Source organism: Paenibacillus sp. GbtcB18, from assembly GCF_019091125.1.
GTDB classification, from domain to species: domain Bacteria; phylum Bacillota; class Bacilli; order Paenibacillales; family NBRC-103111; genus Paenibacillus_F; species Paenibacillus_F chitinolyticus.
Genome location: NZ_JAGXJX010000006.1, coordinates 281216 through 299912, shown reverse-complemented (window position 1 = coordinate 299912; position 18697 = coordinate 281216). Strand labels below are relative to the sequence as shown.

The 18697-nt window shown below is 57.2% G+C and carries 16 protein-coding genes; 3 read left to right on the top strand and 13 right to left on the bottom strand.

The genetic code is table 11. From position 1 onward, the window contains the following. Nucleotides 1–335: 335 nt before the first annotated feature. The 12 genes from KVT34_RS19155 to KVT34_RS19100 form a co-directional block, all read right to left on the bottom strand. Nucleotides 336–737 carry a 4Fe-4S dicluster domain-containing protein gene (locus tag KVT34_RS19155; protein ID WP_217560413.1) on the bottom strand — a complete coding sequence of 134 codons (402 nt, stop codon included), beginning with the start codon at nucleotides 735–737 and terminating at the stop codon, nucleotides 336–338. Beyond that, nucleotides 734–2431, bottom strand: a complete 1698-nt coding sequence (locus tag KVT34_RS19150) for an FAD-dependent oxidoreductase (protein ID WP_217560412.1) — start codon at nucleotides 2429–2431, stop codon at nucleotides 734–736. Before KVT34_RS19150 ends, KVT34_RS19155 begins: the two co-directional genes overlap by 4 nt. A gap of 94 nt (nucleotides 2432–2525) precedes the next feature. Then, nucleotides 2526–3542, bottom strand: coding sequence for an ABC transporter substrate-binding protein (locus KVT34_RS19145; protein WP_217560410.1), 1017 nt, complete (start codon nucleotides 3540–3542; stop codon nucleotides 2526–2528). Nucleotides 3543–3621: 79 nt separating this feature from the next. After that, nucleotides 3622–4473, bottom strand: coding sequence for an ABC transporter permease (locus KVT34_RS19140; RefSeq protein ID WP_217560409.1), 852 nt, complete (start codon nucleotides 4471–4473; stop codon nucleotides 3622–3624). A gap of 15 nt (nucleotides 4474–4488) precedes the next feature. Continuing rightward, a complete protein-coding gene (locus tag KVT34_RS19135) occupies nucleotides 4489–5340 on the bottom strand; it encodes an ABC transporter permease (protein WP_483311445.1) in 852 nt (283 codons plus the stop codon). Between the two features lie 37 nt (nucleotides 5341–5377). After that, the gene (locus KVT34_RS19130) at nucleotides 5378–6154 is read right to left on the bottom strand and encodes an ABC transporter ATP-binding protein (RefSeq protein WP_042234161.1); all 777 of its coding nucleotides are present in this window, start codon (nucleotides 6152–6154) and stop codon (nucleotides 5378–5380) included. Between the two features lie 303 nt (nucleotides 6155–6457). Then, nucleotides 6458–7339 (bottom strand): glucose PTS transporter transcription antiterminator GlcT, encoded by an 882-nt coding sequence (gene glcT, locus KVT34_RS19125; protein ID WP_217560408.1) that lies wholly within the window; start codon nucleotides 7337–7339, stop codon nucleotides 6458–6460. 109 nt (nucleotides 7340–7448) lie between these two features. Further along, on the bottom strand, nucleotides 7449–9215 hold the full coding sequence (locus KVT34_RS32620) for a polysaccharide deacetylase family protein (protein ID WP_309244108.1): 1767 nt from the start codon (nucleotides 9213–9215) through the stop codon (nucleotides 7449–7451). Further along, nucleotides 9208–10422 (bottom strand): MFS transporter, encoded by a 1215-nt coding sequence (locus tag KVT34_RS19115; protein ID WP_217560407.1) that lies wholly within the window; start codon nucleotides 10420–10422, stop codon nucleotides 9208–9210. Before KVT34_RS19115 ends, KVT34_RS32620 begins: the two co-directional genes overlap by 8 nt. A gap of 5 nt (nucleotides 10423–10427) precedes the next feature. Further along, a complete protein-coding gene (locus KVT34_RS19110) occupies nucleotides 10428–11576 on the bottom strand; it encodes an MGDG synthase family glycosyltransferase (protein WP_217560406.1) in 1149 nt (382 codons plus the stop codon). Nucleotides 11577–11640: 64 nt separating this feature from the next. Beyond that, a complete protein-coding gene (locus KVT34_RS19105) occupies nucleotides 11641–12810 on the bottom strand; it encodes an MGDG synthase family glycosyltransferase (protein WP_217560405.1) in 1170 nt (389 codons plus the stop codon). 295 nt (nucleotides 12811–13105) lie between these two features. Next, complete coding sequence (locus tag KVT34_RS19100) at nucleotides 13106–13963, bottom strand: glycosyltransferase family 2 protein (protein WP_217560403.1); 858 nt, start codon at nucleotides 13961–13963, stop codon at nucleotides 13106–13108. A 338-nt stretch (nucleotides 13964–14301) separates the two neighbouring features. Between KVT34_RS19100 and KVT34_RS19095 the strand changes: the two genes are divergently transcribed. After that, a complete protein-coding gene (locus KVT34_RS19095) occupies nucleotides 14302–15000 on the top strand; it encodes a response regulator transcription factor (RefSeq protein ID WP_042234170.1) in 699 nt (232 codons plus the stop codon). Between the two features lie 113 nt (nucleotides 15001–15113). Here the strand turns inward: KVT34_RS19095 and KVT34_RS19090 are convergent, their stop codons facing one another. Then, on the bottom strand, nucleotides 15114–16964 hold the full coding sequence (locus KVT34_RS19090; RefSeq protein WP_217560402.1) for an ATP-binding protein: 1851 nt from the start codon (nucleotides 16962–16964) through the stop codon (nucleotides 15114–15116). Nucleotides 16965–17199: 235 nt separating this feature from the next. On the opposite strand from KVT34_RS19090, the gene KVT34_RS19085 reads away from it, so the two are divergent. Together KVT34_RS19085 and KVT34_RS19080 are read left to right on the top strand one after the other, a co-directional pair. After that, on the top strand, nucleotides 17200–17439 hold the full coding sequence (locus KVT34_RS19085) for a hypothetical protein (protein WP_217560401.1): 240 nt from the start codon (nucleotides 17200–17202) through the stop codon (nucleotides 17437–17439). 335 nt (nucleotides 17440–17774) lie between these two features. Beyond that, nucleotides 17775–18434 carry a thiamine diphosphokinase gene (locus tag KVT34_RS19080; protein WP_217560400.1) on the top strand — a complete coding sequence of 220 codons (660 nt, stop codon included), beginning with the start codon at nucleotides 17775–17777 and terminating at the stop codon, nucleotides 18432–18434. Nucleotides 18435–18697: the final 263 nt, after the last annotated feature.

Here is an 18697-nt window from a genome sequence, read left to right as displayed (position 1 = left end):
ACACTCTCATCCCGTCAAAAAGGAGACCTCCCGCACGGGAAATCTCCGGTTATAAAGCGGAAGTGGGTGCGTTCCGTGAAAGGAACGTCGCCCCTTCCAAAGGGGATATCGGTCTATAAGATACGTGCAAGATACCTGCAGGATACCTGCAAGATATCTGAAAAGCAGCTGCTTAAGTCGTCTGTGGAAGATAACTGCCGCTATAGCAGAAGCGGAGGGCCTTTCGGATCGGCCGGGTCGACCAGATCAGGCCGATCGGTCAGAGCGGTCGGATCGCTCGCCCGGTCGGATCGATAACCGCCTAAGGCGGCTATGCGGATTCGGGCGGCACAAGCCTAACCGGCGGGTTTCCGAGGATAGTCCGGAGTCAGAATAAACGCCGTCTCCTCCTCATCCAGAGGTGGCTGCAGGGGAAGCACCCGGTCGATAAACGGGGTCGTATCCAGCTTGGCAAGCTTGACGCGCCCCGGTCCCCAGCCGATCTTCTCTCTCCAGCTCCCGAGCACGCCGGATTCCGCAAGCTCCCGCTCATCGACGATTACGGACTCGTCGCCATATGGAGACACGTAGAGCGCGTCGACCGGACAGTAAACCTCGCAGATAAAGCAGGTCTGACAGTCGTTTTGCCGGGCGATAACCGGTACCCGGTCCGGTCCTTCGTCGAACACGTTCGTGGGGCAGACCTTGACGCACATGCTGCAGCCTACGCAGCGGGCGGTACTGACCAGCTCGATCATACCGGCGTCACCTCCCTCCGCACGGCATCTCCGCCGGACGGCTGAAGCGCTTCCTGTCCCCGCTGCCCCGTCGGCCCGGAATGCGCCGCCGGGGAAGGGTCCGGACGGGGCGGGACTTCCCCGCCTCCCTCGAACTTGACGCGGATGTCGTCCAGCCCCGACACGAGCAGGCGGCGCTGGTAGGCCGGATCGGTATGCGGGTATTCCGCGAGCGTGTGCATGCCGCGGGTTTCCCGCCTCGCCAATCCGGCGGTATGGATCCAGCGGGCCGCCGCCACCATGGCGGCCGCTTCTCGGGCACGGACGCGCTCCCTCGCATCCCCGCTGGGGATACCGCCCTGAACGAGGGGCCACAGTCCGTGCAGTCTTTGAAGAGACTCCCGGAGCACGGGCTCGCTTCGGAAGTAGTTGATCTCCAGCGGGAACACTTCCCGCTGGACAGCCCCGATAATCCCCGGGACATCCGTCATTGCGGATGTCCCCGGGGTCCCTGCGAGCCCGGCGCCGCCTGCCGGGCGGAGACTGCGCTGTCCGGTCCGGCCGCCCAGGGCCAGCGCATACCCCGCCGCGGCTCTGCCGGACCAGGTGCCGGACGAGATCGCCCACGAGGCGTTGAAAGCGCCGCCTCCGGATTGAGCGCCCGTGACTCTCTCCCGGGTGGCCGCATCGCCGGCGGCATAGAGCCCGGCCACGGTCGTCGAGCAGTCTTCGCCGACGAGCCGGATGCCGCCCGTTCCCCGCACGGTTCCCTCGTACCGGAGGGTCAGCGGGAACGGCTGCGTGAACGGGTCGATGCCGGCCCGGTCAAGCGGCAGGAAGAAGATCGCGTGCGAGCTGCGCAGGATCGCCCGCTTCTCCGGGGTGTCCGCCTTGTCCATGACGGCGTACACGGGCCCTTTGCTCAGCATCTTCGGGAGGAAATCGTGCGGCCTGGGCCCCTCCGAATGCAGCGGCGTGCCGTCCTCGGCATAGAAGGTCGCCCAGTTCAGCAGACGCCCCCGCGTGTTCGTGGCGAAGGCCGCGCTCGGCGCATACTGGCGGCTGAACTCCATGCCGGAGAGCTCCACGCCGAGCTCGGCGGCCATCAGCAAGCCGTCGCCGGTCAGGACGTTGCAGCCGAGGCCCTTGCTCAGGAAGGCGCAGCCTCCCGTGGCGATCACGACGGCGCCCGCCCGCACTTCCCAATCCCGGTCATCAAGCCGGGATACGCCTCTGGCTCCGCCGACGCCATGCTCGTCGACGAGAAGCTCCAAGGCCGGAGACTGGTCCAGGATGCGGGCCCCCGCCTTGATCACGGCCCGGCGCATAAGCTTCATGTACTCCGGCCCCTGGAGGTGGTCTCTCATGGGCACTCCGTTCTCGTCCCGGCGGAACGGGTAGCCCCAGGATTCCACCAATTCCAGGCTTTCGTACACCTGATCGAGCACGCCGTGAATCCAGGAAGGTTCGGACAGGAAGCCGCCTCCCTTCATTCTCTTCCTGACTGCTTCTTCCCTCAAAGCGGGATCGGGCGGCAGGTAAAGCAGATTGGTTCCTCCAGGCGCCGTCGCTCCGCTGGAACCGAGAAAGCCCTTGTCGGCCACGACTACCCTGGCACCGCGGGAAGCCGCACTCCATGCCGCCCAGGCGCCTGCGGGTCCGCCGCCGATCACCAGGACATCGGCCGTTAATTGAAGCGGCTGTTTCTGACTCATGGTTCTCCCTCCCTGTTCTGCCGCTTATTTTATCGCTGCCGGTTTTTACGCCGGTCGGCTTACCGGGCTTACCGGGCTTACCGAGCTTACCGGCTTATTTCACCAGCCAGTCATCGACTTTGAAATCCGTATCGGCCAATTTATCCTGGACCAGAAAATCTTTGGTCGCCTTTAGAGCCTGAATACCGCTGTCCGTGAACGACTCTCTCTGAATCCGGGAGACGGCGCTCGTTTTCTTAACTAAATCCAGCGGAGTTCCCGTATTCTCCACGACAAAAGCATAATAAGCGTCTTCCTGCGTTTTCAGATCATCCAGTGCTTTGATTCTGAGGTCATTCCACACTTTTGCGATATCCGGCACTCTCTTCAAATAACTCTCCGACACGACGGTTACGCCGGCGCCTACGAGAGCGGGATGATCCTTGGCGGCTTCGTCCAGAACGGGAAAGCCTTGGGGAATCATTTTGAGCCCGCGCACTTCCGTCGTGGCGATAGCATCCACCTCTCCTCTGACAAGAGCGGCATCCGCGTCTTCATCCAGCAGATGGATCAGTTGGACGTCTTTAATGCCCTGCTCTTTGAGCAGCCCCGCCAGATAGCGGTGCATATAGGAGCCTTTTTTCACGGAGACTTTCTTGCCCTTCAGATCGGCCAGCGTCGTCGGTCCGTTCTTCTTCCCGAGAATAAACGCATTGCTCCCGGAGGAATTCAGGGTGATGACTTTGGACGGCGCTCCTGCGGAACGGGCCAATATGGCCGGCGTATCGCCCAGCGAGCCGATATCGATCCGTCCGCTGATCAGCGATTCGCTCAAATCCGGACCGTTGGGAAAACCGACAAACTGCACGTCCGTGATCCCCAGTTTTTTCAGCTCCTCCTTCGCCCCGCCTTTGTAGAACCCCCAGCCTTCGGCGCCGCTCGGAAGGTTCAGCTTGTTCGCGCCGATATAGCCCACGCGCAGCACGGAAGACGCCTTGCCACCCGGGTCCGCTCCCCCGGACGGATCGGCCTCCGCCCTGCCGCAGGCCGAAGCCAGTAGAACCAGCACCGCCAGAAGCAGAACAAAGCCGATGAGATGCGTGTATTTTTTCGTGTATGCCGTATGTGTCATGCTTATCCCCCTCTGTTATGTAGAAATCCTCTCCGACATGCTTTTCGCCTCGCCCGACTTTAAGCGCGAACGGCACTTATCAGCCTTCAAAGCTGTCTCTCCACTGTAGCAGCTTCGCTTCCAGCAGCCTGACGAACGTATCCACAAGCTTGCCGACGACCGCAAACAGGATCACCCCGACGAAAATAATTTCCGTCGCCGAGTTCTGCTTCGCGAAGTTGATCAGGAAGCCGATGCCCGACTGGGAGCCGATCAGCTCCGCTACGACTAGCCCCAGCCAAGAAACGGCCAACGAAAGCCGCAGCCCGAGCAGGATGTTCGGCAGAGAAGCGGGAATGATCAGCCGGAGCAGCTGTTTGTACGGACTGAACCGCAGCACCTTGGCTACGTCGAACAGTTTGTTATCCACACTTCGGATGCCGAGGTAAGTGTGGACATAGAGCGGGAAGAAAGCTCCGTTCGCGATAATGAGCGTTTTGGACGTTTCTCCGAATCCGAACCAGAGGATAATCAGCGGAGCCGCCGCCAAGTGCGGAACGAGACGGATCATCTGCAGCGTCGGATCGAGCAGTTGCTCGGCTTTGCGGAAGTACCCGGTCAACAGACCGAACAACAGGCCGAGACTGCCCCCGAGCAGGAAGCCCGTTAAAGCCCGCCACAGCGAAATTCCCACATGCTCCGTCAGCTCTCCGCTTACGGCCAGCTCTTTGAGTGCCGCGCCGATCATCAGCGGAGTCGGCAGAAAAAACGTCGAAATCCAGCCGAAGTCGCCTGCCGCCTGCCACACAATGAGCACAAGCACCGGAAGAACGGCACCCAGGGCAAAATCGCCTGTCTTGGCTTTCAGCAGCGTTTGCCCGTATTTGCGCAGGCTTCCCGGCTGTTCATGTGTTCCGGTGAGACGTCGAAGCGCTTCCCCGCTACCGTTCATAGTCGCTCCCTCCTTTTACTTGCCTCCATAACTGTCCTGCCATTGCAGAAGGCGCCTTTCCAGCAGCCGGACCCCTGAATCCGCCGCCTTGCCGATCACGGCAAACAAGATAATGCCCACATACACCACGGCGGTTTTGTTAAACTGCCGGGCTTCCGACATCAGATAACCGAGCCCGGATGATGCCCCCATCAATTCGGCGACGACCAGTCCGAGCCAGGCGATGCCTAGCGACACTCTTAGGCCGAGAAAAATATTCGGGAGCGCCGACGGCACAATAAGACGCATCAGTTGTTGGAACGTGCTGAACCCCAGCACCCTCGTCACTTCAAACAATTTCTTGTCCGCGCCCCGGATCCCCAGAAAAGTATTGATATAAAGCGGGAAAAAGGCCCCTTTGGCAATTAACAGTACTTTCGAGGGCTCGCCGAATCCGAACCAGAGAATAAACAAGGGCGCGATCGCCAAATGGGGAATCATCCGGATCATCTGCACGGAGGGATCGAGCACTTTTTCCGTTCTGCGGAAAAAGCCGACCAGCATGCCCAGCAGAAGACCGAGTCCTCCTCCAAGCGCAAAACCTGCGGCCGCCCTCAGTATGCTGATGCCCACATTCTCCGCAAGCGCGCCGGATTCCAGCAGGCTGCGAAACGATTTGGCGATGGTCCATGGGGTCGGAAAAAGCAGCCGGGAGATATAGCCCGCGTCACCCAGCACCTGCCACAAAATGAGCGCGGCCGCAGGCACGATCGCTCCCAGCAGGAACGATTCCAGCCGCCGCCTCCGCTTGGAAGAGCCGGCGGGAGTCGGTACTGCCGGGACAGAGTCAGGAGAAGCAGCCAATAAAGTCGCGCCTGTACCTTGCAGCAGATTTGAAGGCTTGCTCATGATACCCCCTCCTTCGTCAAATTCCTGCGCTTTCAACGAGTTCGAGTTCATCCAGCTTCTCGAATTCGTTTAAAATTTTGTAGCGGATTTCCTGAAACGACGTGCTCGATTTCTTTCGCGGAAAAGGCAGATCCACCGGAACGATATTCCGGATCGCGCCGGGGCGCGGTTTGAGAATCACGACGCGGTTCGCAAGGAAAACCGCTTCATCAATGTCGTGCGTGACGAACACCATAGTCGTCCGGTTCGCCTGCCAGATATCCAGCAGCACCTCCTGCATATGCGCTCTTGTAAAAGCATCCAGCGCCCCGAAAGGCTCATCCAGCAGCAAAATTTTCGGATTCCGGAGCAGGGCGCGGGCAATGGAAACACGCTGGGCCATCCCGCCCGAAAGCTCCCTCGGATAAGACTTCTCGAAGCCCTGCAGCTTAACCAGCTCGATAAGGTTATCCACCTTGGCGCGTACTTGCGGGTCTTTGAGCGAGAGATCGGCCGCAATATTTTTCTCGACCGTCAGCCACGGGAACAGGCGCGGTTCCTGAAAAATAAACCCTTTATCAATGCCGGGCCCCGTCACTTCCTCGCCTCCAAGCCGGACGTTCCCGTTGTGATCGGTATCCAGACCCGCCACGATTTTCAGCAATGTGCTTTTTCCGCACCCGCTCGGGCCGATGACCGTTATAAACTCGCCCTCTTTTATATCCAGATTGATATCGTGCAAGGCATGGACGAGCCCCTTCTTCGTCTCAAAAGCCTTGTTCAGCCTTCCGACTTCGAGCAGCAGATTTCCCATCGTGCATCCCCTTTCGTTTTAGGAAAAAATAAAAAAAGCGCATGCCGTACGGACGATATCTCGCATCCGAATCGCAGGCGCTTCTAGTTGACTAGTCAGCAGGTTTCAATTGGAGTTTTTTATTTCACACTATTCTTATAGGATTAGACAAATATTATCACTATAGCCCAGATCGGTCAAGACTGTTTCTCAAATAAAATGAACCAAAAAAAACAGGCCGCACGCAGCCGCGCCAACCCGTTTTAATAACTCCGGTATTTTAGGGAGAACGATTTTGGCCGTAAAATGCAGGCGCTCCGGGAATCAACTGTCTCCTGCAGGCTTTTCCTTCTCCAAGGAATCGTCTTTCTGCATCAGACGGATCAGGTGCATAGTCAGGTAAACCGCCTCCGCTTCGTACACCGGCTGCCGCAGCCGGCGCTGCATGACTTTCATCAAAGTCCAGGCGATGGAGTAAATCTCCGGATACTGCTGCTTAAGCAGCTCGCCCAGCTTGTCCGGCTCGTGAACCGTTTCTTTGCGCTTCGTCCGTTCTATGGCAAAACGGAGGTGGCGCAGAAGCCGGGAATACGCGATGGTGCTGCGATCGATCGTAATATGCATCTGCCTCTCGATCAGGCTAATGAGCTCTCCGATCAGGCGGGAGTATTCATTGACCTCCGATACCGGCCGGTTCGTGATCGCGCCATGAATATGAAGCGTTACGAAACCGACCTCCGCCGGCGGCAGATGCACGTTCATTTTATCGTTAATCGTACGGATGACATAGCTCGCTATGGCGTATTCCTTGGGATAGAGCTCGCGGGTTTCGAGCAGAAACGGATTTTGCAGCACGATACCCTGCTCCAGCCGTTTAATCGCAAACGCGATATGGTCCGTCAAGGCAATATGAATATGTTCATTCAGCGGCGCCCCGGCATGCTCCGAGATATACAAAATCACCTCGTTCATGACCTCGATCAGCTTCTCGTCGATTTGGGGAATCAGCTGCTGGTATTGTTCTTTTTCTTTTTCATTGGTCAAAATGAAGAGCTTCTCGACCGCTTCCGAAGGAATGCGATCTTTGGCCTTCCGGTTAAACCCGATGCCTTTACCGATCACCACAACTTCCCGATAGTCGGGATGCGCCGCAATGATCACATTGTTATTCAGCACCTTGACCACTTCTATGCCGCTGTTCTTCACTTCCGCACCTCTTCCGTGCCCCTGTTGATTCCTCCAGATTACTAGAAAAAGGCGCTTACATCAAGCTGCCGGAACAAAAGCAAGCAGGCAATCCCCGGACTCCCGGAAATTACCCGCCTTTTCCCGCCACTCCGTCCGGAAGCTCTTGAAGAACGGCACCGTAAGCTTCCTCCGGGTAATAAGCGCCGGAGGAAGGCTCTGCCGCGCTCAATCCGGGAGCATAACGTTTTTTCATCTGGCTGGTCGACATCGCGATAATACGCGGATTCAGCCGGGCCGTGTTCTCCTGCAGGCGTCCGAACCCACCGGGATGAAGCATCCCGAGCAGAACACGCAGGTACAGTGTCGAGGACCAGCGCCACAGGCGGTTATGCAGCGGCAGGACGGTAAATCCGAACTGCTTGGTGCCGCGGTGGATCATGGAAATACCGTACACGCCCTTTAGATCGGCAAGGGCCGGGTCCGTCAGCAGGCGGTGGGCCAGTCTGGGCATGGAATTGCCCATGGCCCGGATCATCTGCACGGCCAGCTTCATCATGGAGGAGTTTTGCGATCCGGCTTGGCGCAGCCATTCGTTGTCGAGATGGAGCTCCGCCACCTTGTCGCCCGGGCGGATGATCTCCCCGTCCTCGAGAACCAGCTCCTGCCCGTGATACGTCCGGATGCGGTAGTGGAGGAAGCGGTGCTCGGAATCTCCGGGCTGAATCCGGTACAGCCGGTGAAACAGCCGCTCCCACAGCATCCAAGCGCGCAGGGCCAAGCCCCGGTGCTTCTCCGGGGTCGGCGGCTGGCTTTGCGGCGTTTCACGGGCGGGCGCCGCTTCCACCGCGGGCTGCGGGAGCTGCGCGCTCGCGGCCGCTCGGTCTGCGGCCCTGGAGCCATGCTCAGCAGTCACCGCTCCACTTGCAGCCTGCGCGCTCGCCGCTGCTTCGCCGGCCGTCTGTGGGTCCCGCACGGTCGCAGCCGCTCGGTCTGCGGCCCGGGGGCCATGCGCGGCAGCCGCGGCTCCGCCTGCATCCTGTGCGCTCGCCGCTGCATCGCCTGCCGCCTGCGGGTCCCGCGCGTTCGCCGCCGCATCGGCGGCAGCCTGCGATGCCTGATCGCGCGTCGAGGACGCTGCCGGCAGGGCGGTCCGCTTCTCCGCGCTGCGGCGGACGAGCCGATCCGGAAGCCTCCGGCCCGGTAGATGCTCGTCAATACGCGCAAAACGGATGCCCCGCCGGCGGGCATCCTCCAGCACATCCGCGAGTGCCTCGATCATATAGCCCGGCGCATCGGGGTTCGCGCCCAGTGTATCGCCGCTGTCGTGCAGGAGAATGACGGCGCCGTCTTTCACTTTGCCGATCAGCTTCCGTTTGATCTTGTCGGTCCCCCCTCTGCTGCGCCAGTCAAAAGCGGCCATGGACCACAAGACGATACGAAATTTGCGGATCAGCAGAAAATCGAACACGTTGAAAACGCCCCACGGGGGACGGTAATGAACCGGCCGTATCCCGGTAATGCGTTCGATCACGTCTGCCGAATGTTCCAAGGTGCGGCGCACCTTCCAAGGAGACATGAGAGCATTGGAATGGTGCATATAGTTGTGCAGCCCGACCAGATGCCCTTCCTCGTGCATACGCCGAATCAGCTCCGGGTAGTGCTCCGCCTTGGCGCCCAGCACGAAAAAAGTGGCTCTCGTGCCTTTCCGGGCAAGCAGGTCCAGAAGTTGCGGCGTATACTGCGGATCGGGACCGTCGTCAAAAGTCAATGCGGCGCACGGGCTGTCGCTTCTGCTTTTAAACACGCCGTATCCGAGGCGCCGGATCAGGAAGGTAGGCACCAGCGTGTAGATCAGATAGAAAATAAAGACTACCCAGATAATTCCTTCAACCACGGTACGTCACCCCCTTTACGGCGGCTTTGCCGTCTGTCCTATCCGATGGTTGAAGCGGTACCAGTATGTACCACAGAGCGATGGCTCCCAGCAGAACCCCGCTTGATGTAATCACGAAAACCTCGCTGTACCGGTCGGCCAGCCAGCCTCCGAGAACCGGCCCGATAAAAGCGCCCAGTCCTTCGACACTGGAAAGCGTCCCCCAGCCCATCTCCTGGTGCCCTTTGGGAACGTAGAGAGCCATCAGGGCATTCCAGGCCGGCAGCACGCAGGCGTAAGAAACGCCAAGCAGCGCAGCCGTCAGCAGCGCAAATTCCAGTTCTTTTATAAACGTCATGACATACAAGGCCGCCGCCAGAAACGCAAACCCGAGGATCAGAAATCCGCGGAGCCCGAAGCGGTCGGAGAGCTTTCCCATCGGCATTAAACAAATGACCGTGCACAGCCCTCCGGCCAGCAGAACCATGGAATATTCCGCATACTGCAGGCCCATGACTCCGGAGGCGAACCCCGGTAGAACAGGGACGAGCAGACCGGCCGCAAGAGTCTGCAGCATCATCGGAGGCAGGAGCGGTTTCGCTGCGCCGAGCTGCTTTTTGAGAATTCCGGCCTGCACTTTCCACGTGACTTTTTTCCTCCGCATCCCTTCGGCCCTGCCCCCCATTCCCATAGAAAGCAGGCAGCCCAGCCCCCACAGTCCGAGCAGGATAAAATACGTGACCGACAAACTGTAATCCAGCACAAAATTGATAACAACGGGGCCGGCACCGAGTCCGGTGAGCCAAACGGTATACAGGACCCCCATTTGAAAAGCGCGCTGTTCGGCCGTTATGCGACTCAGACAAACGAGCCAGATCGGGGAAATTCCGACCCCGAATAGAGCCGCCGACAGGAGAAAAATAAACACGTTGTGCGGTCCTTGCAGCAGAAGCAGCCCGATCAGAGAGAAGAACATACCACCGCCGACAATAATCCGGGCGGGAAACCGGTCGAGAAGAAGCCCCGCCAGCCCTTTTACAATCATATCGATTACATAGTGAATGGAAATCGCCAGACCGACAACCGTTACGGGATAATGAAGTACATTCGCCGCATATACAGGCAAATAGGACAGCAGGTAAGCGCCCCGGACGAATTCCACGACAAATAGAATGAACGCGTACCCGATTAAACGGGCGGAAAGCCGGCGCTGTTTGCTCTCATCCATCGTTCTCACCTCGCTTGTTCGCTGCTGCGGGCAGGATGATGCCCGATCTCTTCTAGAATATGCGAGACAATCGTCTGGCCCGCATTTTTTTTGTGTAGATTGCGGGCGGACGTGCGGGCCGACTCCGGCGGCCATTCTCCGCGGATAACACGTCCGACCTGCCGGACAAGCTCATCCGGGTTAAAAGCGGCCAGCGCCGCGCCCTTTTTCACGAAATAATCGGCATTTTCTTTCTCCTGGCCCAAAAACGGGCGGTAAACGATAACGGGTACATCCAGCGCAAGCGCCTCGGACAAAGTAACCCCGCCCGCTTTCGTAATCATGCAGGCGGAAGCCGCCATCAACCGGTGGATGTCCTCCACAAAACCGTGCACGCACACGCGCTCCTGTCCGGCGAAAGCCGTTTCAAAATACCGCTTCAAGCGCTCATTGCGGCCGCATACGAGAACGATTCTCACATCCGGAACGTCCTGGAGGAGCTTGGCGCAGAGCCCGCGCAGACCCCTTAACACGCCGTACGCACCGGCCATCATAAGCACAAAGGGAGGCGCCTGCTCGGCCTCTCCGCTGGTTAACGCCGGGTTCCCGTCTCCTCCAGCTTGAAAGGAAGGACGCAGCGGGATGCCGCTGACTTTGATGTTATCCGCCGGTACGCCCTTTGCGACCAGCAGGGTTTTCAGTTCCTCCGAAGGAACGAAATAATGCTGTACATCCGGGTGAATCCACCGGGAGTGGAGATCGTAATCCGTCACGATCGAGAAAGTCGGAATCGTCTCCCCGCTGTGTGGTCCCGTATCCGGCAACCCCTTGAGGGGGAAGGTGTTCACCACCGCCGCCGGCTGATGTTCGCGGATCATTTGGCGGAGCTTGCGGTCTCCCAGGGAGTGAAGCCATCTGGAAAGCAGGGCGTCCGCCCGCATATCTTGAGTCAGGTAGTAGCTAAGGCCGTAAAGGCCGATGGAAGATGTTTTCAGATACACGAAGCGGGTGAAGGAATTGAACCAGGGATGCGCCTGTGCGAACAAGTCCACAAGCTCTACGTTGCTGACGCCTTGGGTTTCAAAGCTCTGCCGCAGGGCCCGGGATACTTGCAGATGGCCGTCTCCGTAACTGGCATAGAGGATGAGTATTTTCGCATCGGGGTTCATGAGCATAACCACGCTTCCTGCTATGGAATAGGGTTATTATACGAAGTTTGCGTAAACATTATTGGCGCTTTTACCAAATTTCTTGTAAAGCCGCCGCATAGCGCCGTTCGCTGCGGGTTTCCAGCACGATGCGCACCGCTTCGGCCGACGCGTTGGACCGTCGCGTTCTGCCCAGGTTCTCCCGCATGGTGTACAGCAGCGACGGACTTCTCAGCAGAATGCCGAGCTGTCCGATCAAATCGTTCATGTTCTTCGCTTTCACGGCGATTCCCGCCTGCAGAAGGAACCGGGCATTGTCCTCTTCCTGTCCGGGAAGGGACTTGTAGATCACGATCGGCAGCTTCATGGCCATCGCTTCCGAGATGGTGAGGCCCCCCGGCTTCGTGACGAGTAGATCCGCCGCGGCCATCCATTCGTGTACGTTGTTCACGTAACCGGTAGCGAGAATCCGATGGCGGGAATGAGACGCCAGCTCCGTAATCTGCGCGCGGAGCTTCTCGTTGTTCCCGCAGACGACGACCAGCTGCGTCCGGACCGGCAGCGCTTCGAAAGCTTCGAGCTTGCTCGCCAGCTCGCCGCCCATCATCCCGCAGCCTCCTCCCATGAACAGGATCGTCGGCAGCTTCGGATCGAGTCCGAGCAGGCGGCGTGTCTGGGCACTCTCGTAGGTGCCCTGGAATTCCGGACGGATAGGGATGCCCGTTACCTCGATGCGTCCTGCGGGCACACCCGCCTGGATCAGGCCATCCCTGACGGTGTCGGAACCGACCAGGTACTTGTCGGTCTCCGGGTACACCCAGTAGCTGTGGTCCGTATGATCCGTTATTACCGTTGCCGTAGGCACATCGTACAGGCCGTAAGCCCGGACGGCGGACATCGCTCCCGCAGCCGGAGGGAAGGTGGACACGACCACCGTCGGCTCCACTTCACGGAGCAGCTTCATCATGCGGCCTAAGCCGAACCGGTTGAACTGCTTCAAAATGTACGAGAAAAAGTTGGCTTCTCTCGTTTTGTTATATACATATCCGTACGCTGACGGGAACGTCTGTAGTCCTTTCAAAAACATGTACCGCCCGATGGAATTCATGAAGGGATGCGTCCACTCCATAAAATCGAGCAGGACCGTCTCCGCTCCCGGATACCTCTGAGCGATCTCGCGGCGAATCGCTTCCGCCGCCTGTTTATGCCCGTCTCCATAGCTTCCCGAGAGAATCAATACTTTATGTCCGTTCTTTTTCATGGTCCGCAACCCTTTCCGTTAACCTTGTTCTTGTCACTATTCTACTCGGTCGGGAGGGGGAATCAGAACCGACTCACGACGGTTTTTATACCTGGTCTTAGGTCCAGGTAGCCCAGGCAGCCCGATTTCCTCCCGTCACTTCGTATATCCGGCAAGAGCAGACAACAAAAAGCCTTCCGGGCAGCAGCGGCTGCAGAAGGCTTCTGTTCTAAGAGGTTGCGCTTGGTTGAGTAAGCTTCTGTGCCGTCCATCCGTGTTATCCGCACCTTACGGGGGATAACACGGATGCTTCCAGTTAAACAGACTCGGGTTGTTCCGCCAGACGCGAGACCACCGGCTCGCCGTCCCATATAATCGTGGACGAGGCTTCTCTTTGACGCATGTGCGGTTTGTCCAGCAGGGTGAAAAAGTTTTCCGAAGGCAGCTCACCCAGACCGTGTTTGGTACACAGCCTGCCGAGGTACGGGTTCCCTTCCTGCCGGTTTCCCGAAACGTTATCCCCTTTCGGAGAAAAAGCGTAGAGTACGCTCGCGACGGGAACTCTGACGATTTTATAAGAGCCGGCGGTACGGAGAAAAAAGTCCCAGTCCCAATAATGATGCACATCGGGGTCGTACTCGCCCAAAGTGTCGTGGATGCCCCTCCGGTACAAGGTGCCCGACGGGACATACGTCGAAAATTTCCTCATCTCCGCGAGATCGAACTCGTAAGCGAACAACCGGCGGCTGACCGGAATACGCGTGCGGCCTTCCACCCGGTAATCAAACAGCTCCACATCGGAATAGGCGAAGTCCGCTCCGGTCTCTTCGAGAGCGGCAAGCATGCGCCTGATATGCCCCGGCGTTAAGAGATCATCGTCGTCGCAAAGCAGAATCAACTCTCCGCGAGCGCGGCGGAGCGCCTCGTTGCGGGCATGCACATGCTTTAAATTGACCGGCTGGTTAATGACCGTGACGGCCAGCTCCGGGAAGGCTTCCGCCACAAAATCCACGGACACGCCGGCATCGTTCACCACCAGCACTTCCAGGTTCGGGTAGTTCTGCGCCGCCAGCGTCTCCAGCAGCTCGCCCAATACGTAAGGGCGGTTATATGTAGGGACAACAGCCGATATCAGCGGTTCTTTGGGTATTTTCGGTGATAGCGATTCTCTCACTTGGGAATCCGTTCCTTTCCGTTCCAGCAGGAGTCATCAAATCGTTTCCTCTTTACTATACATGATGGAACCCGTCCCCGTCTGTATGTTCATAAGCCTGTTGATAAGTATGCCGTTCTATGTCATTATGAATAAAGATTTTGAAAAATAGGGCTTAGTGCCTATATATAGTACCTAGGCATTTACGAAATCAAGGATTTTTCCTTTCATTTTAGGCAAAAAAAGGATAGAATGTAGGGTATAAACCTTTTTTGTTAGGAAAAAAGTAACGGCTTGTCAAGTTTTACTTGGAGTTTTTTTCCTTTTTTAAGCACGGGCAGCAGCTAGGAGGTTTCTTCATGCAGGCAAGTAAAATTCTTGTTGTCGACGATGATCACCATATTTTGGAGATCGTTTCCCTGTATTTACGGCGCGACGGCTTCGAAGTCATTACCGCCGATCACGGGGATCATGTGCTTCAACTGATCACGGAACAACGTCCCGACCTTATTCTTTTGGATATTCTGCTTCCCGGCATGGACGGTATCGAACTGTGCCGCCAACTGCGGAAAACAAGCGACATCCCGGTTATTTTCCTGTCGGCCAAGAGCGAAGACATCGACATCATTCTCGGGCTGAGCATAGGAGGAGACGACTACGTCACGAAGCCGTTCAGCCCCGCGCAGCTTGTCGCCCGCGTGAAAGCGCTGCTACGGAGATGCTCTTCATCCCGCAATCTTGCGGACCAGCACGTGCTGAAATTTCCGGATCTGGAGATTGATCTGCACAGTCATATCGTGAAGGTTCAGGAGCGGCCTATCGCCTTGTCCGCCAAAGAATTCGATCTGCTCAGCCTGCTGGCGCAAAATCCGAACCGCGTCTACCGAATTGAGCAGCTTTTCGAGCAGGTCTGGAGCCTGGAGAGTTTCGGCGATCCCCGGACTCTCATCGTTCACATCAGCAACCTCCGCAAAAAAATCGAACCGAACCCGTCGGACCCCCGGTATATCATTACCGTACGCGGAGTCGGTTACAAATTCAACGGAAGTCCCGTCTGATCGGACGTCGGCACGTTAACGCAGGGCACGGCACGACGGAAAGGCGCCCACGACGGTTCGCCAAAGCATTACGGCCTGACACCGTGGCACGAAAAAACGGCGTAACCGGACGGTTACGCCGTTTTGATATGGACAGGCAGTATGATATCAATGGTCGTTCCGAGACCCAATCGGCTGGAAACCCGCAGGATGCCCGCATGGTTCTCGATAATTTTATTGCTGACCATGAGGCCCAGCCCCGTCCCGTTTTCTTTCGTCGTAAAGAACGGTTCGCCGATCCTCGTAAGGTGGCCGGGCTCGATTCCTTTTCCCTGATCGGCGAAACGGATTCCTACCTTGTTCTTGGGTAGCGCGGACACCGTAATGTGCAGCAGCCCGCCCTCCGGCATCGCTTCGATCGCATTTTTTACCATATTAATGAAGACCTGCTTAAGCTGGTTCGGATCGCAGTCTATTTTCGGAATCGCGCCTTCTTCCTCAAGAATGGCGCTCACCCCCGCCTCTTTGCGCTGGTTATCGAAAAGCTGGAGCGTTTCCCTGAGCAGAGGCAGCACTTCGTGCCGGTCGAAACGGCTGTTTACAGGCTTGGACAGCAGCAGAAAATCGTCGATGATCTCGTTCATCCGGTTTACTTCGGAGCTCATCATGGCCAGATACGGCGCATCCGGCGCCTGCTTCCGCGAAAGCTGCAGAAAACCGGAGATAATCGTCAACGGATTACGGAGTTCATGAGCCATTCCCGCGGACATCTGACCGACGAGTGAAAGTTTCTCCGAGCGTTTGAGCTGGAGCATAATGTCTGCAAACTGGCGGATAAGCAGCACGACCAGCAGCAGGATAAAGACCGAGATCCCCAGATACGTCATAGGCGAAAACTGGATGATAATGTTCAGCCGGTTCTGGAAAATATCGATCAGGCCGGTCAGGCAGATGACCCCGATTCCGACCAGAAGCAGTTTCGCCCCCCGGTTTCCCTTCATCGCGCAGACCGCCGCCCGGACGATCACAAGCGGCATGCTTAGAACCAGCAGCAGCTGGTACCAATCGACGATTTCCACGACGGAGACGACACGGCATGCGTGCAAAAGCAGAGTCCCCGCGCTATATGCGAGATGCAGCTGCCAGGCTCTTCTTATGTATGCGCCCCTACCGGAGCCAAGCAGATGCTCCACAAACATCAGGATGCCGATTACGCCTCCGAACAGGGCGATCAGCTCCGCATAGGTCAATATGGCCGGGTGGTCGAAAACGAGATAAACGACCGAGGAGCGGCAGATGCTGTAAATGCCGAAACAAAAGGAAAATAAGCTGAAATCAAGAAAAACTTTGTGGCTCCGCAAACCGAGAAAAACACAAAAGGCCATGATTCCGACCAGTATGTAGCTGACTCCCAGCACGGCCCGGAAAAACTCCTGCCGGACCATCCGCTTGATAAAACCGCTTTCGGAGCCGTACATGGCCCCGTCCTCTATCCCGATATTCCGCGACTCCGACTGAAGATGAACATACAGCATCCCCTGCGTATTTTCCGGCAGCGGGACAATTCTTCTGGGCGTTCCGTAATAACGGTATTTCCGCCCTTCCTGCCAATCCCCGAAGCGGTAGGCAAGCCCTTGTTCCGTGTATACTTCGACGTTGTCGAAAGCACGGATAAGCAGGCCCGGATCAGCCGCTTTATGAGGAGGGAGCGGCACCCGCAGCCACAAATGGTTGCGGCCCTTCCGGTCCTGCGGATTCAGCAGTCGATCGGCCGCTTTCCAATCTCCGCTGCTGTACGGCGGCCCTTCCGGTCGTCCGGCCCCCTCTTCCTCCGACCAGCAGTACTCCCAGTTCTCCAGCAGGACGGGCGGGGCATTCACACGCATAGGCAGGGAAGTTTCGGCCCGGACGTCTTTCACTCCGATGAATAAGAAAAGAGCCGTAAATACGAGCCCTAATGCAATAGCTTGAATGAACTTAGTCATGTTCTACCCTCTTGCCAACCTCAATTGCCTGATTTTCGACAATTCTTGGTTTTTCTGTAAGTAGATATGGTTCTTTTACCTACTTTTCGATTCGGAAGGACGGTTTCCTGTCCCTCTATCAAATTTTTATGATTTTCAACAATTATCGACATTTTATGCGAAAAAGATTAGGATTCTCCCGAATTTTTTTGTCGAAATAAGGACCATATTATATGAAGAGAAAGGAGGGTGAGTCATGTCCAAAGACAAAACCATGGACCCTATGAGCCACGAAACGGTTGAAACGGACGGCATATATGCGGATGAAGCCGGCCGGGAAGTCACGTTGAAACGGGGCGATAAGTTCCCCGCCGATCTTGTATTGGGCGAAACGACCTGGGAGATGAAAGGCTTCTCCCTGAACGAAGCGGAAATCGATCACCAGCAGACAGAAAATACGCCGCCTCGCCAACATGCCAAAACCGGCGACCGGTAATTGCCGAACAGCGGGCCCCAGGGCCCGTTTTTTTATACACCTCTACCCAATACGGGCTAAGTCAAAATAGGTCGCAAGCCTCCGCATCCGTACTGCCCTGCCGGATTAAGCCGGACCGGAAGATTCCCCTGCCGCTCCGTTTGAACCCAGGGCTGTCGCAGGCCGTCCCCGTCCGCCCGCGCCAGGGTGAGCGTGCCTGCGGAGTTTTGCCGCCTCGCCGCTGTTTCCTTACGTGTCTCAAGTGTTTATCGTGCTTCACGTTCGTTTCCGCTTATCGGCCGCTGTGGTATAATAAAACTTCCATTTCAAAGAACGGAAGGAGCCGTTGTGCCGTTATGACGCTTACGCAGCAGCGGATTTTTATTGTCACCGGGGGAGCGTTCGGCCCTTGGGCGGAAGAGCATCTGAACACGCTGAATCCCGGGACGGATCTACTCGTCGGAGCCGACCGCGGCGCTCTTCATCTGGTCCGCAGCGGTTACCGCCCCCGGCTGTCGCTCGGGGATTTCGATTCCGTCACATCGGAGGAACTGGCCGAAATCCGCAGCGGCAGCGAAGAGTTCACAGCCTGCGATCCCGTGGACAAGAACTGGACGGATACGGAGCTGGCCTATACTTGGGCGCTTGAGCGCAGCCCGTCGGAAATCATTCTTCTCGGCGCACTGGGCACCCGTCTCGATCATACCCTGGCGAATATCCACCTGCTCCGCAAAGGAGCGGATGCGGGAATCCGTTCCCGCATCATCGACGATCACAACGATATCGAGCTGGTACGAGACCGCATCGAGATTACAGCCGGACCTTACGCGCAGGTTTCTCTTCTTCCCTTAACGACGGAAGTAACCGGCATTACGCTGACCGGCTTTCAGTATCCGCTGGAAAATGCGACTCTCCAGATCGGACAGTCGCTCGGAATCAGCAATGTGCTTCAAGCCGGGCAAGGGTCGATCTCCATCCGCTCGGGACTTCTCCTCGTGATCAGAAGCAGGGATTAAAGTCCCGGCCGGAACGTCTCTGAACCCTCAGCCCGGGAATTGGAATCATATGTAATGTATTTGGAGGCGATCGGTCCTCAAATCCTTATATAACAAGCCTTCGGGCAGCATCCCAATTGGAACATTTTAGTACGGACCGGCTTAAAAATCAAACAAGCCCCGGAGCGACAGGGATTTTCACGCCGCTTCCGGGGCTTGTTTATGCAGGCTGCGCCCGGGTTTGTACACATTCTTTGATGAGTGTGTCGTTTTCTTGACTGTGC

What these genes read in the sequence shown, in the direction of transcription:
- KVT34_RS19155 (WP_217560413.1), bottom strand. Translation starts at nt 737, where the DNA reads ATGATCGAGCTGGTCAGTACCGCCCGCTGCGTAGGCTGCAGCATGTGC.
- KVT34_RS19150 (WP_217560412.1), bottom strand. Translation starts at nt 2,431, where the DNA reads ATGAGTCAGAAACAGCCGCTTCAATTAACGGCCGATGTCCTGGTGATC.
- KVT34_RS19145 (WP_217560410.1), bottom strand. Translation starts at nt 3,542, where the DNA reads ATGACACATACGGCATACACGAAAAAATACACGCATCTCATCGGCTTT.
- KVT34_RS19140 (WP_217560409.1), bottom strand. Translation starts at nt 4,473, where the DNA reads ATGAACGGTAGCGGGGAAGCGCTTCGACGTCTCACCGGAACACATGAA.
- KVT34_RS19130 (WP_042234161.1), bottom strand. Translation starts at nt 6,154, where the DNA reads ATGGGAAATCTGCTGCTCGAAGTCGGAAGGCTGAACAAGGCTTTTGAG.
- KVT34_RS19115 (WP_217560407.1), bottom strand. Translation starts at nt 10,422, where the DNA reads ATGGATGAGAGCAAACAGCGCCGGCTTTCCGCCCGTTTAATCGGGTAC.
- KVT34_RS19110 (WP_217560406.1), bottom strand. Translation starts at nt 11,576, where the DNA reads ATGCTCATGAACCCCGATGCGAAAATACTCATCCTCTATGCCAGTTAC.
- KVT34_RS19105 (WP_217560405.1), bottom strand. Translation starts at nt 12,810, where the DNA reads ATGAAAAAGAACGGACATAAAGTATTGATTCTCTCGGGAAGCTATGGA.
- KVT34_RS19095 (WP_042234170.1), top strand. Translation starts at nt 14,302, where the DNA reads ATGCAGGCAAGTAAAATTCTTGTTGTCGACGATGATCACCATATTTTG.
- KVT34_RS19090 (WP_217560402.1), bottom strand. Translation starts at nt 16,964, where the DNA reads ATGACTAAGTTCATTCAAGCTATTGCATTAGGGCTCGTATTTACGGCT.
- KVT34_RS19085 (WP_217560401.1), top strand. Translation starts at nt 17,200, where the DNA reads ATGTCCAAAGACAAAACCATGGACCCTATGAGCCACGAAACGGTTGAA.
- KVT34_RS19080 (WP_217560400.1), top strand. Translation starts at nt 17,775, where the DNA reads ATGACGCTTACGCAGCAGCGGATTTTTATTGTCACCGGGGGAGCGTTC.